Annotated in this window: 11 protein-coding genes and 1 pseudogene; 6 read left to right on the top strand and 6 right to left on the bottom strand. The window is 62.2% G+C overall.

The window, feature by feature from the left end; translation table 11 throughout:
* The first annotated feature begins 88 nt into the window (after positions 1–88).
* Entirely contained in the window at positions 89–343 is a 255-nt protein-coding gene (locus tag KIP88_RS16565; RefSeq protein ID WP_214488991.1) for a hypothetical protein, read from the top strand.
* Between the two features lie 490 nt (positions 344–833).
* On the top strand, positions 834–2,867 hold the full coding sequence (locus KIP88_RS16560; protein WP_214489101.1) for a carbohydrate porin: 2,034 nt from the start codon (positions 834–836) through the stop codon (positions 2,865–2,867).
* Between the two features lie 64 nt (positions 2,868–2,931).
* Here KIP88_RS16560 and KIP88_RS16555 read toward each other — a convergent pair whose 3' ends face one another.
* From KIP88_RS16555 to KIP88_RS16540, 4 genes are all read right to left on the bottom strand, one after another.
* The gene (locus KIP88_RS16555) at positions 2,932–4,239 is read right to left on the bottom strand and encodes a hemolysin family protein (RefSeq protein WP_214488990.1); all 1,308 of its coding nucleotides are present in this window, start codon (positions 4,237–4,239) and stop codon (positions 2,932–2,934) included.
* Positions 4,240–4,348: 109 nt separating this feature from the next.
* Positions 4,349–5,980 (bottom strand): FMN-binding glutamate synthase family protein, encoded by a 1,632-nt coding sequence (locus KIP88_RS16550; protein ID WP_214488989.1) that lies wholly within the window; start codon positions 5,978–5,980, stop codon positions 4,349–4,351.
* 190 nt (positions 5,981–6,170) lie between these two features.
* A complete protein-coding gene (locus tag KIP88_RS16545) occupies positions 6,171–7,043 on the bottom strand; it encodes a patatin-like phospholipase family protein (protein ID WP_214488988.1) in 873 nt (290 codons plus the stop codon).
* A gap of 196 nt (positions 7,044–7,239) precedes the next feature.
* A complete protein-coding gene (locus KIP88_RS16540) occupies positions 7,240–8,013 on the bottom strand; it encodes a ferredoxin--NADP reductase (RefSeq protein ID WP_214488987.1) in 774 nt (257 codons plus the stop codon).
* Between the two features lie 288 nt (positions 8,014–8,301).
* Here KIP88_RS16540 and KIP88_RS16535 point away from each other — a divergent pair, with 288 nt between their 5' ends.
* The 3 genes from KIP88_RS16535 (at position 8,302) to KIP88_RS16525 (ending at position 11,710) form a co-directional block, all read left to right on the top strand.
* Entirely contained in the window at positions 8,302–9,300 is a 999-nt protein-coding gene (locus tag KIP88_RS16535) for a hypothetical protein (protein WP_214488986.1), read from the top strand.
* A complete protein-coding gene (locus KIP88_RS16530; RefSeq protein ID WP_214488985.1) occupies positions 9,300–10,616 on the top strand; it encodes a folylpolyglutamate synthase/dihydrofolate synthase family protein in 1,317 nt (438 codons plus the stop codon). Before KIP88_RS16535 ends, KIP88_RS16530 begins: the two co-directional genes overlap by 1 nt.
* A gap of 92 nt (positions 10,617–10,708) precedes the next feature.
* Positions 10,709–11,710, top strand: coding sequence for an NADP-dependent oxidoreductase (locus tag KIP88_RS16525; protein WP_214488984.1), 1,002 nt, complete (start codon positions 10,709–10,711; stop codon positions 11,708–11,710).
* Between the two features lie 112 nt (positions 11,711–11,822).
* On the opposite strand, the pseudogene KIP88_RS16520 reads toward KIP88_RS16525, so the two are convergent.
* Positions 11,823–14,504: pseudogene (locus tag KIP88_RS16520) on the bottom strand (efflux RND transporter permease subunit); the annotation flags it as partial.
* An 82-nt stretch (positions 14,505–14,586) separates the two neighbouring features.
* Entirely contained in the window at positions 14,587–15,693 is a 1,107-nt protein-coding gene (locus KIP88_RS16515; RefSeq protein ID WP_249790831.1) for an efflux RND transporter periplasmic adaptor subunit, read from the bottom strand.
* On the opposite strand from KIP88_RS16515, the gene KIP88_RS46525 reads away from it, so the two are divergent.
* Positions 15,686–15,859 carry a hypothetical protein gene (locus KIP88_RS46525; protein ID WP_249790830.1) on the top strand — a complete coding sequence of 58 codons (174 nt, stop codon included), beginning with the start codon at positions 15,686–15,688 and terminating at the stop codon, positions 15,857–15,859. The genes KIP88_RS16515 and KIP88_RS46525 overlap by 8 nt on opposite strands.
* The last annotated feature ends 106 nt before the right edge of the window (positions 15,860–15,965 follow it).

Below are 15,965 nucleotides of genomic sequence, written 5' to 3'. Positions count from 1 at the left end.
AACCCTCGCCTCGAACCGCTTTCGAGGTGCCTCCGTCCAACTGGGCATGCGGACCACAATGGCCGCTCAACACAGGATGGAGACTTCCATGTCGATCAAGACCAAGTTCGCCGCTCTCGCTCTCGCCACCCTTGCCGTTACCGGCATGGCTTCCACCCAGGCTCAGGCCAAGCCGCTGCACTGGGGTGTCGGAGCCGGCCTCGTTGGCGCAGCCATCGTCGGCACCGCGATCGCCGCTTCAGGCCCCGGCTACTACTACGACGGCTATCGCCGCTGCGGCTGGGTTCGCCAGTTCGACGCTTTCGGCAATTACATCGGCCGCGTCCGTACCTGCTCCTACTAATTTCTTTCGGCTGACTTGGTCTCTGTTTGGGAAGCGAATTCTTCAAGCAAGCCACCTCAACTAAAAACGCTTCTCGTGGATTTGCGTCCGGCACGGGCGCCTCATCCACCCCGTGCCGAACACGACCCGCCCGGCTGTCCCCCCGGGCGGGTCAACTTTTTTGGAGATGCAGGCCGCCCGCCAGAGCCGGCCCATCGCGATGTGTCAGCGATGTCTCCGAACACCGGTCAGCGATCTGTCCGAACGGCAGCTGCGATGATGTTTTGCAACCACGTCACATACCGGTGCTAAGCGACCGCTGCAGTCGGCTCCATTCTTGCTACTGCAAATTACTTGCAATAAAAGTTTAAGGTAAAATGGCGGAATGATCCCGATCTGGCGCTGACCGGCGGAACCGCAGGGAAGCCGACTAGGGGCGGCGGGGTTGATGACTTCAATTGTTGGGTGGCGGCTGGCATTCGAATCTGCAGTGATGACAGGCAACGACAGCATGCCTCATGCCGGGAATGTCCGCTCCGTGAACCGCAACCGCCGATCCCTGGAATATGTGCTGGCCGGCGCCGCATTCGGCGCGCTGGCGCTCGGCAGTCCGGCCATTGCGGCCGACCTGCCCATCAAGGCCGCCCCCTATCTGCGGCCGGCGTTCGACTGGAGCGGCTTCTACATCGGCGGCCACGTCGGCTATGGCGGCGGCAGCTTTGGACCCGATACCAATCCCCTCCCGCTGCAAGGCGTGTTCTTTCCCCACAGCATCACGGGCCTGATCGGCGGCTATCAGGCCGGCTATAATTTTCAGCTCCCGAACAATCTGGTATTGGGCGCAGAGGTCGATGTTTCGTTCCTGAGCACGCTTGATCGTCCGCGGCTTGTGCCGGCCCCCTTCAACACCAGCTTCGACTACATTGCCACGGTCCGGGGCCGTGTCGGATACGCATTCGGAACGCTGCTGCCCTATCTGACCGGCGGCGTCGCCTGGGCCCGGACCCGCGTCGACGTCAATGATGCCGACGGCAGCGTGTTATCCGAGCGCGGGCATGCCCCTCTCGGCTGGACCGCAGGCGCTGGCGTCGAATATGCCGCCGACGCCAAATGGAGCGCAAAACTCGAATACGGCTACATCGACCTGGGTGCCCGAACCTACGGGCTTGCGGACGTACCGCTGCCGGACGTCGCAGTCGATCCGAAGATCCACACCGTCAAGGTCGGATTGAACTACAAGATCTGGGACGGGCCGGGTTCCGCGACATCAAGCGATTACGCCATCAGGCCACCCACCCCTCCCGCGTCCAAGGACTGGAACGTCCACGCCCAGACCACCTTCATATCGCAGGGCTATCCGAGCTTCCGCTCGCCTTATCAAGGTACGAACAGCCTGCCCGGCGCCGGGCGCGTGCGAGAAACCTGGACGGTCGGAGCCTTTCTCGGATGGCGATTATGGGACGGCGGAGAGCTCTATTTTGGTCCGGAGCTTGCGCAGGGGTTCGGAATCGGCGGCACATTAGGCTTGGGAGGTTTTTCAAACGGCGAAGCGCAAAAAGGCGGTGCCGAGTATCCGAGATTCCGCGCACAGCGCTATTTGTTCCGGCAGACGTTCGGGCTGGGAGGCGAACAGGAAGAAGTGGCCGATGCGGCCAATCAGTTGCCGGGCAAACGCGACATCGACCGGGTCACGGTAAGTGTCGGACGATTTGCGGTCGGCGATTTCTTTGACGGCAATTCCTACGCAAAAGATCCACGCGTGGACTTCATGAACTGGGCAATGTGGGCGTCCGCGGCCTATGACTTTCCGGCAGACCTCCCCGGATTTACCCGCGGCGCCGTCGTCGAACTCAACCGCAAGGATTGGGCTGTGCGCGCCGGCCTGTTTCAGGTGCCCTCGGCTCCCAACAGCGATGTCCTCACCTTCAAGACCGGCGGAGCTGTTGTCGAATTCGAAGAACGTCACACCGTGTTCGACCAGCCCGGCAAACTGCGGCTCGGCATCTTCGCCAATCGCGGCAATACCGGCAACTACCGCAACGCGCTGGCGATCAGCGCCGCAGACCCGGCGCTCGACATCAACAACGTCATGACAGACATCCAGCGCCAAAATCTCAAATACGGATTCTACGTCAACGCGGAGCAACAGCTCATGACGGACGTCGGCCTGTTCGCCCGCGCGAGTTGGAACGACGGCCGGAACCAAATCCTGTCCTTTACCGACATTGATCGCAGCGTCTCGGCAGGCCTGTCGGTCAAGGGCAGCTATTGGGGACGGCCGAGCGATACATTCGGTTTGGGCGGCGCAATCAACGGACTTTCCGGCGGGCACCGCGATTTCCTGGCGGCCGGCGGTCTCGGCCTGCTGATCGGCGACGGCCGTCTCAACTACAGCAACGAACGAATCCTCGAGACCTACTACGCCTACGCCATCGACAAGAACTTCACGCTCACCGCCGATTACCAGCTGATCACCAACCCCGCCTACAACGCCGATCGCGGCCCGGTCCACATCTTCTCCGGCCGTTTCCACGGCGAGTTTTAGTCTGGGCCCTTCTGCTCAACTGCGAGCAACCCGCTTGGGGCAGGAAGCTCAAGCCAGTCCCGCATCACGCTTCACCGCCGGGAGAAGCCTCGCCGGTCCTGGCGGCCAGCAGCTTGTCGATGCGTCGGCCATCGAGATCGACGATCTCGAAGCGCCAACCATCCACCTCGATATGGTCGCCGACGTCAGGTATCCGGCCGAAATGGCTGAGCAGGAAGCCGGCAACCGTCTCGTAGTCATGGGATACCGGCAACTCGAACCGGAGCAGCGAAGCAAACTCGACGGCGGGCATCCAGCCTGAAATCAAGTACGAACCGTCGTCGCGTCGGATGGCCGCCGCTTCCGGCGGCCCCTCCTCGGTATGAAAACCGCCGACGATCGATTCCAGGATGTCTGCGCTGGTCACCACGCCCTGCAACACGCCATACTCGTCATGGACCAGCCCCATATGAACGGGGGAATCCCGCAGGATCGCAACGACGTCCCTCGCATCGAGAAATTCCGGAATGACCGGCGCCGGTCGCACCAGCTTGCTGATGTCAAGCATCTGCCCCGACAGATAGCAGTCCAGCATGTCCTTGGCATTGACGATTCCGACCGCGGCATCGCCGGCCTGATCGAACACCACAAACCGGGAATGGCTGCTGGCAGCGAGCGTAGATCGGATCGTTTGCAAGGTGTCGGTCAGGTTGATCATGCTCACCTCGCGACGCGGCGTCATGACGGCGCCGACGGGAAGATCGCCGAGGCGCATGACGCCCGCGATCATTTCCTTTTCACCGGGTTCGAGCACGCCGGCATTCTCGGCTTCGACGACCAGGGTGCGGATTTCATCCTCGCTGACTTTCTCGCCGGCGGCACCGCGGTGACCGAGCAGCCACAACAGTGCCTTGCCGGACCGGTCGAGAAGCCAGACGGCAGGCAATGAGATCTTCGCAAGCAGCATCATGTAGGGTGCCACCCGCACCGCTACCGATTCCGGGTCGCGCAAGGCAATCTGCTTCGGCACCAGCTCGCCGATAATGAGCGAGGCGTAAGTAATCACGGTCACCACGACGCCGACGCCGACGGTATCGGCTACGCCCCGTGACCATCCGGCCTCGATCAATAAGTTACTCAGCCGCGAGCCGAGCGTGGCGCCGGAAATCGCGCCCGACAGCACGCCGATCAGCGTGATGCCGATCTGCACGGTGGAGAGAAATTTTCCGGGGTCGGATGCCAGCGCCAGCGCGCGGCGAGAGCCTTTGACGTTTCGTTCAGCCAGCGCCGCAAGCCTTGCCGGCCGCGACGACACGATGGCCAGTTCCGACATGGAAAGCAGGCCGTTGATGACAATCAGGATCGTGACGATCCCGAGTTCGAAGGTGAGCATTATCGCTTTCTTGCGGGTTCCAATGCGCCAGGACAACTGCGCCACGGAAACCTTACCAGAAAGCCATCCCGGCAAGATTCAAGAGAGCGTGGGGAAACCGCCAAGATTTTTATCCCACTGGCTGGAACGAATCCGCGCGTGCCATCGCCCAGGCATCGTGGAAGCGCGGATCCTGGGTGCCTTCGATCAACTCTCCCGGACGCAGCTGCGGGTAGAGTTTCGCGAATGACATCACCTCGGTGCTCGACGTTCGTTTCGAGAAGTGGATCGGCCGCAACTGCTGCGGATGATCGAGGCCGGCGGCGGCGAGAAGCTCGGACAGCGCGTGCAGGGTAGCATGATGGTACATGTAGACCCGTTCGGTCTTGAGCGGCACCACCAGCGCGCGGGCGCGGGTGGGATCCTGCGTGGTCACACCGGTCGGACAGCGATCGGTGTGGCAGCTCAAGGACTGGATGCAGCCGAGCGCGAACATGAAGCCGCGCGCGGAATTGCACCAGTCGGCGCCAATTGCCATGGCGCGGGCCATGTCGAAGGCGGTCGCGATCTTGCCGGCGGCGCCGATCTTGACGCGGTCGCGCGCGTTGATGCCGATCAACGCGTTGTGGACGAAACTGACGCCCTCGCGCATCGGCATGCCCAGATGATCCATAAACTCCAGCGGCGCCGCGCCGGTGCCGCCCTCATTGCCGTCGACGACGATGAAGTCGGGATAAATCCCGGTCTCCAGCATCGCCTTGCAGATCGCCAGGAACTCCCAGGGGTGGCCGATACACATCTTGAACCCGGTCGGCTTGCCACCCGACAGCCTGCGCATCTCGCCGATGAACGCCATCATCTGCAGCGGCGTCGAAAACGCGCGGTGGGTGGCCGGCGAAATGCAATCCTCGCCCATCGCGACGCCCCGGATCTTGGAGATCTCCTCCGATACCTTGGCAGCTGGCAGCACGCCGCCATGGCCGGGCTTGGCGCCCTGGCTGATCTTGAGTTCGACCATCTTGATCTGCTCGTCGGCCGCGACGCGGGCGAATTCTTCCGGGTTGAACGAACCATCGCGGTTGCGGCAGCCGAAATAGCCGGAGCCGATCTCCCAGATGAGGTCGCCGCCGTTTTCGCGATGATAGGGACTGACACCGCCCTCGCCGGTATCATGCGCGAAGCCGCCCTTCCTCGCGCCGGTATTCAGCGCGCGCACGGAGTTGGGGCTGAGCGCGCCAAAACTCATCGCCGAGATGTTGAAGACCGATGCCGCATACGGCCTGGTGCAATCGGGGCCTCCGACGGTGACGCGGAATTCCGCGCCGCTGCGAGCCTTCGGCGCCACCGAATGATGCATCCATTCGTAACCCTCGCGATAGACGTCTTCCTGGGTGCCGAACGGCCGCTTGTCGAGCTGCATCTTGGCACGCTGATAGACCAGCGCGCGGGTGTCGCGGGAGAACGGCATGCCGTCCTTCTCGCTCTCGAAGAAGTATTGGCGCATCTCCGGGCGAATTTCCTCGAGCAGGAAACGAATATGCGCCGAGATCGGATAGTTGCGCAAAACCGCGTGGTTCTTTTGCAGGAGATCACGAATGCCGAGAAATGTGAGGGCGCCGAAAATCACGATCGGGATCAGCAGGAATTCCCACACCTTCAGATTATGGTCGAAAATCCCGATGCCGATCAGCAAGGCGGTGACGACAGCGCAGATCGTCAGCACGATGTAGCGTGGCGAGAACGGAAGCAGCAGCGTTTCCATGGAATCCCTCAGCCGGATTGTCGTGTCGCCAGCTTAGTCCAACCGCCGGAACGAGCGCTATACGATATACAGAGCGATGCTCACGGAAGTGACGTCGGCCTGGAAAAATGCCTGGCGGCTTCACGGGGTTGAAACAAAGCCGTCGCTTTTTGCCTTTTTGCAGTGCAGCGTAACGCCCGACGCCCGCCATTCAGTGGCTGTGCAGCCGCATCTCGTGCGGAATCTTGCCCTGCTGCAGGCCGTGCTGGGCCAGCCAGGCGTCGGTAGAGAGAATGGCGCGGTCGATATGATCGGCGGTTCGCGAAAAATCGTAGGGTGAACCCACCAGCGGGCACAGCGGCGGCACCACGAAATACTCGATATCGGGCCCAAGCATTTCGAGCTCACTGACCAGTTGCCGCGCTATCAGGAGCGTGAGCGCGTGCATCGCGTTGGCGACCGCCCCGACCGGCGGCGCCTGGTTCGCGCAGGCGTGCCCGGTCGGCAGAATGATCAGGCGCCTGGCGCCCTTCTTCACGGCGACCTGTATCGGCGTGTTGCTGGAGATCGCGCCGTCGGCGAGATAATAGTCCTTGTAGCGGATCGGCGAGAACGCGCCCGGGATCGCGGTGGACGCAACGATCGCCTCCGCCGTGGAGCCTTCCGACAGCACGACGCTGTCGCCGGAGACGATGTCGGTGGTGACGATATGCACCGGCAGCTTCGCCTCCTCCAGATTGCGATAGGGGATGTGATCCTCGATCAGCTTGCGGATGCCGTCATGGGAGATCAGGAAATCGCGGTGCCACAGGAAGCTCAGCACCGTCCGCCAGCTCATCGGAAAGACGTCGTGCCGTTGCAATCCGCGCCAGATGGAAGCGAGGCGCTGTACGCCATCGAGCGTGGGATCGCCGGCATAGAATGCGCCGTTCAGGGCGCCAACGCTGCAGCCGACCACCATGTCCGCGGCGACGCCGTGGGCGGCGAGCGAATGCAACATGCCCACCTGGATGGCCCCGAAGCTGCCGCCGCCCGCAAACACAAAGGCGGTCTTTGCCGGGCCGATCTCGTCGCGTACCGACACGCACACACTCCCTCATCGCCGCGACGGCAACAGGCCGCGTGACGTTGGGGAGTAGTTATAGCAGTGGGGTGGGCTACCGGCCAACGCCGGTTCAGAAAACCGTAGCCCGGATGGAGCGAAGCGCAATCCGGGGACGCTGCATGGGCAGAGAAAGCGGTCCCGGATTTCGCTTCGCTTCATCCGGGCTACATGACCGTCAGCGCTCGACGAACGCCTTTTCGATCACGAAATGGCCGGGCGTGTTGTGGCTGCCTTCGAGGAAGCCGCCGGATTCGAACATCTGCTTCAGCTCGTCCAGCATCCCCGGGCTGCCGCACATCATGACGCGATCGGTCTCGATATTGAGCGGCGCCTGGTGAATGTCGTTGAACAACTGCTCGGACGAGATCAGGTCGGTGATGCGGCCGCGGTTGCGGAACGGCTCGCGGGTCACCGTCGGGTAATACAGCAGCTTCTCCGACAACAACGGTCCGAACAATTCATCGTCGCGCAGCTTGGCGACCAGTTCCTCGCCATAGGCGAGTTCGGAAACCTGACGGCAACCGTGAACGAGCACGATGGTCTCGAACCGCTCATAGACGTCGGGGTCCTTGATCAGGCTCGCGAACGGCGCCAGGCCCGTGCCGGTCGACAGCAGCAGCAGGCGCTTGCCCGGAATCAGATTGTCGGTGATCAGCGTGCCGGTCGCCTTGCGGCCGACCAGGATCTCGTCGCCCTCGCGGATCTTCTGCAGCTTCGAGGTCAGCGGCCCGTCCGCGACCTTGATGGAGAAGAACTCGAGTTCCTCCTCGTGATTGGCGCTCGCCATGCTGTAGGCGCGCAATAGCGGCCGGCCCTCGACCTCGAGGCCGATCATCGCAAACTGGCCGTTCTGGAAGCGGAAACCGGAATCGCGGGTGGCTCGGAAGCTGAAAAGCGTCTCGGTCCAGTGGCGAACGGAAAGAACTTTCTCTCTATAGAACGCGCTCATGGGTTTTCGTTTTTCCTGACGTCTCGATGTAGAACGTTTCGGTCTTCGGCCTCGAAGTGCCAAAAGTCTGCGAAATCATTGGCGATTTGGCGCTCCATTTGCGCACGGCACAGACATAGTCAATATGACCTACAGCACAATCGATAACTCGGAATGGCTGTCGTTCTATTTTGCAAAAAGGTTCGATTCGCTTCGTTAACGCTTTCTCGCGCAATTAACTTGCTGAATTCGGCATCGATCTGGCAATAAATGACCACGCCCAATTAAGAATGCTTCAAAAGAGATCGCATGCGGAGCCCAGGCGAATTTCGAAAAGGTAAACCGGGCTTTTATCCGGATCAGTCGATCTATGCCCAATTTGCCTGCGCCGAATTCGGGCTCCATTTTCGCGACATCGACGGTGGATCGGGACTGCTTTTCAGCGTTGCATCGCGCGACACGCTGGTTCATTTCGGCGCCGGCCGAAGCTCCTGGTATCCGCAAAACAACGCCACCGCCTCGACGCTGGCGTCCGACAAACATTTTACGAGCCGGATCCTGCGCGAAGCCGGCGTACCCGCGCTTGGCGGCGAATATTTCTTCCTTCATGAGCGCTATCGCGCGCATCGCCCGGCGGGACATGAGCGCAGCGACGCGGTTGCCTATCTCGAGACATTGGGCGGATCGGCTTTCGTCAAGCCGCTGACGGGATCGCGCGGCGATTTCGCGCAAGCCATTCACGGCGACGCTGCGCTCAGTCGATATCTCGATGACGTGATGAAATATTACGACGCCGTGCTGATCCAGCCGATCGTCGAAGGGATCGAGTATCGCGTTTTCCTGCTCGACGACGACGCGCTCTATTGCGCGCGAAAATATCCGCCGTCCGTCACGGGCGACGGCATGCACACCATTCGTGAGTTGCTCACCGTCCACAATGACGCGCTACGCGCACGCGGCCTCTCGCCGGCTTCGTTGCCAAACCAGGATCCGTCACTCGATGCTGTCCCGGGAAAAGGCGAACGCCGCGAGATTCCCGGGCGCATGAATCTGAGCGCGGGCGGCACGATGGTGCTGGCACCGGCACCATCCGAAAAGGCCATCAGGCTGGCGCGGCAGGGCGCGCGCGCAATCGGACTCCGCGTCGCGGCCGTCGACATGTTCGTCGATATCGGCGACAATCCGGAGGCCATCGAGATCATCGAGATCAACTCCAATCCCGCGGTCCGGCTGCTGGAAGATTCCAATCGCGGCGACCTCATTCTGAAAATCTGGCATCACACCTTCTCCGTCATGGGACTGCTGTAGTGTTCGACCTGCCGAAATACGGCGACGGCATCTGCCTCGCGCGCATGACCGGATTGCTGGAAGCGCTCGGAATCGATCGCGCGCGGCTGCAGCGTATCTCGGTGGTGGTGACCGGCTCGAACGGCAAGGGCAGCACGGCGGCGATGTGCGCTCAAATCGGCCGCGCCTATGGGCTGCGGACCGGTCTATTCACGTCGCCGCATCTCCTGCGTTTCAACGAGCGGATCCAGGTCGACGGCGTTGAGATCGGCGACGACGCGCTCGCCCGCTTGAAACGGCGGGTCGAAGCTGCCGTCGCAACCGTCTCGAAGAAGATGGACGAGAAATTCGGCGCTTTCGAAGCGCTATTTGCGCTTGCCTGCCTGCACTTCCAGGAGAGCGGGTGCGACTTCGCCGTGTTCGAGGCCGGCATCGGCGGCCGCTACGATCCGGTCCGTCTGGTCGGCGCGCGCGAAACCTGCGTCACCTCGATCGACTACGAACATGTCGAACTGCTCGGAACCTCGCTTGAACTGATCGTATCCGACAAGAGCGACGCCTGCGCTGCTGGCGGCACGATCGTCTATGGCGAGAACTGCCGGGATCTGCGGCCGCATCTTCTCGAATACAACCGCTGGCCGGGCCGTACCTCGCTGTTCGTCCGCGATGAAATCGCCGTCGACAACGAGGACGCGGCGGCCACGGGGCAGTATTTTGATTTCCAATTCGGGCATCATGATTTCCGCCGCCTCGAACTGGGCCTGCCCGGCGCGTTTCAGTTCAGCAATTCAGCCATCGCGATCACACTGTTCCTGCTCTGGCTGCAGCGCGAGCAACCGCGCAGGCCTCCCGAACGTATCGAAGCTGCCATACGCACGGGCCTGCGCGAGGCGCGCTGGCCCGGCCGTCTCGAGATCATCCTGCACAACCCGCTCACCGTGATCGACGTCGGCCACACCCCTGATGGCATCAGGCAATCGCTTGCCAGTCTCATGTCGATTCATGGCCGCGACGGCTGGATCCTTGTCACCGGCGTCTCGCACGACAAAAAGGCAGACGAGATCATCGGCGCGCTGGCACCTTCCTTCGACACCATCATCTGCACAGTGGCGCACCACAAGGGGGCCGAGGCGCAAGTCATCGCCGCCGCGGCGCGACGCGCCAATCCCAAAGCGAACATTCATATCGCGGCGACAATCGCGGACGCGGCGCGGCTGTCGCAGGATATGGCTCGGCGACAAAACCGAAGCGTGTATGTGGCGGGCGGGTTGTTCCTGGCGGTCGAATACGCGACCGTCGTACAGGGCGGCCGCGCGGAGGATTTGGAGTTTTTCTGAACGTGGCGCACAATCGGTGCCGTCGATCGGCTCGTCCGCGGCCAGTGCATCCGGAAACGCCGGAATAACACAATGCGAGGGGAGAGAACGTCATGAGCGACACCGTCAATCGTCAGATCCTGCTGGTCGAGAAGCCCACTGGCAAACTCGGACCTGAGCACTTCAAGCTAACCAAGGGCACGGTGCCCGAGCCGAAGGACGGCGAGGCGCTGGTGCGAACGCGCTATATCTCGCTCGACGCCGCCAACCGGGCGTGGATGCACGGCGCCACCTATCGCGCCGCGGTCGAGGCCAACACGGTGATGGCCGGCGGCAGCATCGCGGAGGTCGTCGCCTCGAAGGCCTCAGGCCTCGCGCCGGGCGATCTCGTGTTCGGCGACACCGGCTGGCAGGACTACGCCGCCGTGCCAGCAAAGCATCTCACGAAAATGCCCAGGATGGAGCCGATGACGCATCTGCTCAGCGTCTACGGCATCGCCGGCCTCACCGCCTATTTTGGTCTCTTGCATGTCGGCAAGCCCAAAGAAGGCGAGACCGTGGTGGTCTCGGCGGCTGCCGGCTCCGTCGGGTCGATTGTCGGACAGATCGCCAAGATCAAGGGCTGCAACGTCATCGGCATTGCCGGCGGCAAGGACAAGTGCCAGTGGCTGACTTCCGAACTCGGCTTCGACGCCGCGGTCGATTACAAGGATGGCGCCACCTTCAAGGCACTGCGGGCGGCGGCGCCGAAGGGCATCGACGTCTATTTCGACAATGTCGGCGGCGACATTCTCGAAGCCTGCCTTTCGCTGATGAACAACCGCGGCCGCATCGCCTGCTGCGGCGCGATCTCGCAATATGACGGCGTGCCCTCGGCCCATGGCCCGCGCGGCGTGCCCGGCCTGATCGTGGTGAAGCGCCTCATCATGCAGGGCTTCATCGTGATGGATTACATGCACCAGAGCGCCGCCGCGCTGGCCGACCTGCAGTCCTGGGTCGCCTCGGGCAAATTGAAGGTGCAGGAGGACGTGATCGACGGAATCGAGAACACGCCGAAAGCCCTGATCGGCCTGCTCGCCGGCGAGAACCGCGGGAAGAGGATGGTGAAGGTGTAGATTGCGATCCGCAGTCCGTAGGGTGGGCAAAGCGAAGCGTGCCCACCATTGAGGATAACGATGTGGATGGATGGTGGGCACGGCGCAAGTGCGCCTTTGCCCACCCTACGACCTAGTGCGTGGCCGCCGCCTGCACCCCAGCCTTCTTCGTCTTCCGTTCCTTCAGCCAGTTCTCAAACCGCTGGATCACGACAAAGAACGTCGGCACAAACAGCACGGCGAGACACGTCGACGCCAGCATGCCGGAGAATGCCGTGATGCCGATCGACTTCCGGGCGTTGGCGCCGGCGCCGGTCGCAAGCACAAGCGGGACCATGCCGAAGATGAAAGCAAACGACGTCATCAGGATCGGCCGGAACCGGGCTCGCGCCGCCTCAACGGCGGATTCCAGCAACGGCTTGCGATCGCGCACGTGCAGTTCCAGCGCCACCTCGACGATCAGGATGGCGTTCTTGGCCGACAGCGCGATCAACAGGATGATGCCGATCTGGGTATAGAGGTTGTTCTCGATCCTCAAGCCCGTCAGCACGATCATTGGGCCAAGCAAGGATAGCGGCACCGCGAGAATCACCGAGATCGGCGCGTACCAGCTCTCATACTGTCCGGCCAGCACGAGGTAGACCAGCAGCAGGGCCAGGCCGAACGCCCAGTAGATCTGGCCGCCGACGACCTTCTCCTGGTACGACATCGCCGTCCATTCGAAGCCCGTGCCGGGCGGCAGGGTCTTCGCGGCAATCTGCTCCATCAGGTTCATCGACTGACCTGAGCTGTAACCCGTCGCCGGCAGACCGATGATGGTTGCGGAAGGATACAGATTGTACAGGCTGATCAGCGACGGACCGACCGCCGGCGTGATCTTTGCCACGGTGCCGAGCGGAATCATGTCGCCATTGCTGTTGCGCACCATCATGTTCTGGATGTCACGCGGCGTCAGGCGGAATTGCGCGTCCGCCTGCGCATAGACCTGGAAGGTACGACCGAACTTGTTGAACTGGTTGACGAAGGTCGAACCCATGTAGGACGACAGCGTCGAGAAGATCTGGTCGGTCGTAACATGCAGCGTCTGGGTCTTGATTCGATCCACCTCGATGTCGAACTGCGGCACCATCGAACGGAACGGCGAACTCACCCGCTGCAGCGCGCTCTGTGACGACGCATTGTCGACGATCGCGCCGGTGATCGCCTGCAACTTCGCAAAGTCGGAATTGCCGTCGCGGAGCTGGACCTGCATCGCAAAGCCGGCGGCGTTACCGATGCCCTGGATCGGCGGCGGCGGGACCACCAGGATCCGCGCCTCCTCGATAACGGAGAGCTTCTCGTTCAATCCGACGAACAGCGACCGCAAATCCTCGCCCGGCCCTCGCGCGCTCCACTCTTTCAGGATCAAATAGGCGACGCCCGCATTGGCGAGGCTGGAAGAATTGTCGAGCGCGGAGATACCGGAAATGGCTATGACCTGATCGACACCCGGGGCCTTGCCGGCTATCTCGCTGACCTGGGTAAGCACACGCTGGGTACGCTCAAGCGCCGCACCATCAGGCAATTGCACCGCGACCAGGAGATAGCCCTGGTCCTCGATCGGAATGAAGCCGGTCGGCACCCGCGACAGGCCGTAGCCACCGATGGCGATCAGGATCAGCGCGCAAATCACCGATATGTTGCTGTGCGCGACCAGGCGGCTGATCAGCCGGCTATACCATGCCTCAATGCGATTATAGACCGCATTGAAGCCGCGATAGAAGAAGTTGCGTTGCTCCGGTGGCACCGGCCGCCGCAGCCACAACGCACACTGCGTCGGCTTCAGCGTCGCCGCGTTGATGGCGCTGAGGAGCGCGGTTGCGGCAATGACCAGCGCGAACTGCGCATACATCTGCCCGGTCAATCCCGGCAGAAACGCCGAGGGCAGGAACACCGAGATCAGCACGAGCGTGATGCCGATGATCGGCGCGAACAGCGCGTTCATCGCGCTGATCGCGGCGTCATGGCCGGACATGCCCTTCTCGATATTATGCGCGGCGCCTTCGACCACGACGATGGCGTCATCAACCACGATGCCGATCGCGAGCACGATCGCAAACAGGGTCGAGATATTGATGGTGAAGCCGAGCGCCGCCATCGCCGCAAAGGCGCCGATGATCGTCACCGGCACCGTGGTCGCGGGCACCAGCATCGCCCGCCAGTCCTGCAGGAAGATCAGGATCACGACGAGGACGAGCAAACCCGCCTCGATCAGCGTCTTGTAGACCTCATTGATCGATTCCGAGACGAATTTGGTGGTGTCGAACGGCGTGTCGTAGGTCACGTCCTGCGGAAACGCCTTCGCCAGCTCCTGCATCTTCTTCTCGACGGCCTGCTGGACCTGGAGCGCATTGGCGCCGGGCGACTGGAACACGCCGATGCCGGTGGCCGGCTTGTTGTTGAGCGAGAACACCTGGCTGTAGGTCTGGGCGCCGAGCTCGACCCAGCCGACATCGCGCACGCGCGTGACGTCACCGCTGCTGCCGGTCTTGACGATCACGTTCTCGAACTCGCTGGTGTCAGCGAGCCGTCCACTGACGTTCAGCGTATACTGGAACGCCTGCCCTGCGGGCGTTGGCGGTGCCCCGACCTGGCCCGCGGTGACCTGCTGGCTCTGCTGCTGGATCGCGTTGATCACGTCCTGCGGCATCAGGTTGCGCGCATACAGCTTGTTCGGATCGAGCCAGACCCGCATCGAGTATTGGCCGGCGCCGAATACCGTGACGTTGCCGACCCCGGGCAGGCGCGACAGCTCATCGCGGATATTGATGGTGGCAGCCGATCAGGACCATCAGGATGGCGATGACGTTGGAAAGAACGGGCCGTTCAATGAAAAACTTCGAAATCATGGCCGGCTCCTACTTGGCTGCAGCAGGCTGTGCTTCGATCTTCTTCAATTGCGGATCGACCTTCTGGCCGGGAATCGCGCGCAACAGCCCGGCGGTGACGACGCGGTCGTCGGCCTTCAGGCCTTCTTCGATGACACGCAGCTCGCCCTCCAGCGGCCCGACCCGCACCTTGCGCTGTTCGACGATATTTTCGCCGTTCACGACCAACAGATAGCGTCCGGCCTGGTCGCTCCCGAGGGCCACATCCGGCACGAACAGCCCGTTCTTCTCCTGATCAATCGGGACGCGGACGCGGACAAAGAACCCCGGCAGCAAGGCGCGGTCGGAATTGGGCAGCACGCCACGCACCGGGAGCGTGCCGGTCGCCTGGTTGAGCGTCACCGCGGCATAGTCGAGCCTGCCCTTGTGCGGAAAGCCGGTCTCGGTCTGGAGCCCGACCTCGACGGGCAATTGCCTGAGATCGTCCGCCGTCATCCCGCGCCGGCGGGCCTCCGTGCGGATCCGCAGCACGTCCTGTTCGTTGACGTTGAAATTCACCCAGATCGGATCGAGCGCCACGATGGTAGCGAGCTGGGTCGGCGACGACGCGCCAACGAGTTCGCCGACGGAGGCGAGATGCGCGCTGACGACGCCGTCAAACGGCGCGGCAACATTGGTATAACCGTAATTGACCGCCGCAATCTTGGTGTTGACCTGAGCCTGCAGCAGGCTCGCCTGCGCATTGTCGCGCGTCGCCGTGGAAGTATCCAGCGTGGCCTGGGAAACGGCTTGCCGCTGGACCAATTCCTGCTGGCGCTTGTAGTCCGCCTCGGCCTGCCTCAGCGTTGCCTGCGCGCCGCTTTCCGCCGCCTGCGCCTGTTCGAGCTTCAGCTTGTAGGTGTCAGGCTCGATCGTGAACAGGGGTGTGCCTTCCTTCACGAAGGCGCCGTCCTTATAGTCGATCGATTGCAGAAAGCCCTGCACGCGCGCGACCAGATCGACATTCTTGATCGGAGCCGTATTGCCGGTCGCTTCCAGATAGCGCGTGAAGGACCGTTGCACCGGCACCGCCACATCGACCTTCGGCGGCGGCGGCGGGACAAAAGTATTTTGTTCGCAGGCACTTAGGATGCCCATCGCCGCAATTGCGAAACCCGCACGCCAGGCGACGGCGCCTCTATGTGCGGCGGTGCCGTATGGTCTCAAGCGTGCAGGCGAACGCGAAGCCTTCATTTTTGGTGCCCCAATCGGTTTTGTTCTGGAAAAGGCATTATTCAAAAACTGGCTTTCCGCCACCCCATGAAAATAGCAACAATCCGCTTGCAGCGGAACCGGAAAGCGAAAATGATGCAGCCCGATTTTTCCTAAAGGCGCATTCGATATTTCACTTTGGTTGAAGCGGCGGCTTC

This window comes from Bradyrhizobium sp. SRL28 (genome assembly GCF_018596315.1).
Classification (GTDB): Bacteria; Pseudomonadota; Alphaproteobacteria; order Rhizobiales; family Xanthobacteraceae; genus Bradyrhizobium.
This window is presented reverse-complemented; position numbering and strand designations above follow the sequence as displayed.

Coding starts and splice junctions, on each gene's coding strand:
- KIP88_RS16565 (WP_214488991.1), top strand. CDS start 89: ATGTCGATCAAGACCAAGTTCGCCGCTCTCGCTCTCGCCACCCTTGCC.
- KIP88_RS16560 (WP_214489101.1), top strand. CDS start 834: ATGCCTCATGCCGGGAATGTCCGCTCCGTGAACCGCAACCGCCGATCC.
- KIP88_RS16555 (WP_214488990.1), bottom strand. CDS start 4,239: ATGCTCACCTTCGAACTCGGGATCGTCACGATCCTGATTGTCATCAAC.
- KIP88_RS16550 (WP_214488989.1), bottom strand. CDS start 5,980: ATGGAAACGCTGCTGCTTCCGTTCTCGCCACGCTACATCGTGCTGACG.
- KIP88_RS16540 (WP_214488987.1), bottom strand. CDS start 8,013: ATGAGCGCGTTCTATAGAGAGAAAGTTCTTTCCGTTCGCCACTGGACC.
- KIP88_RS16535 (WP_214488986.1), top strand. CDS start 8,302: ATGCGGAGCCCAGGCGAATTTCGAAAAGGTAAACCGGGCTTTTATCCG.
- KIP88_RS16525 (WP_214488984.1), top strand. CDS start 10,709: ATGAGCGACACCGTCAATCGTCAGATCCTGCTGGTCGAGAAGCCCACT.
- KIP88_RS46525 (WP_249790830.1), top strand. CDS start 15,686: ATGCCCATCGCCGCAATTGCGAAACCCGCACGCCAGGCGACGGCGCCT.
- KIP88_RS16515 (WP_249790831.1), bottom strand. CDS start 15,693: ATGGGCATCCTAAGTGCCTGCGAACAAAATACTTTTGTCCCGCCGCCG.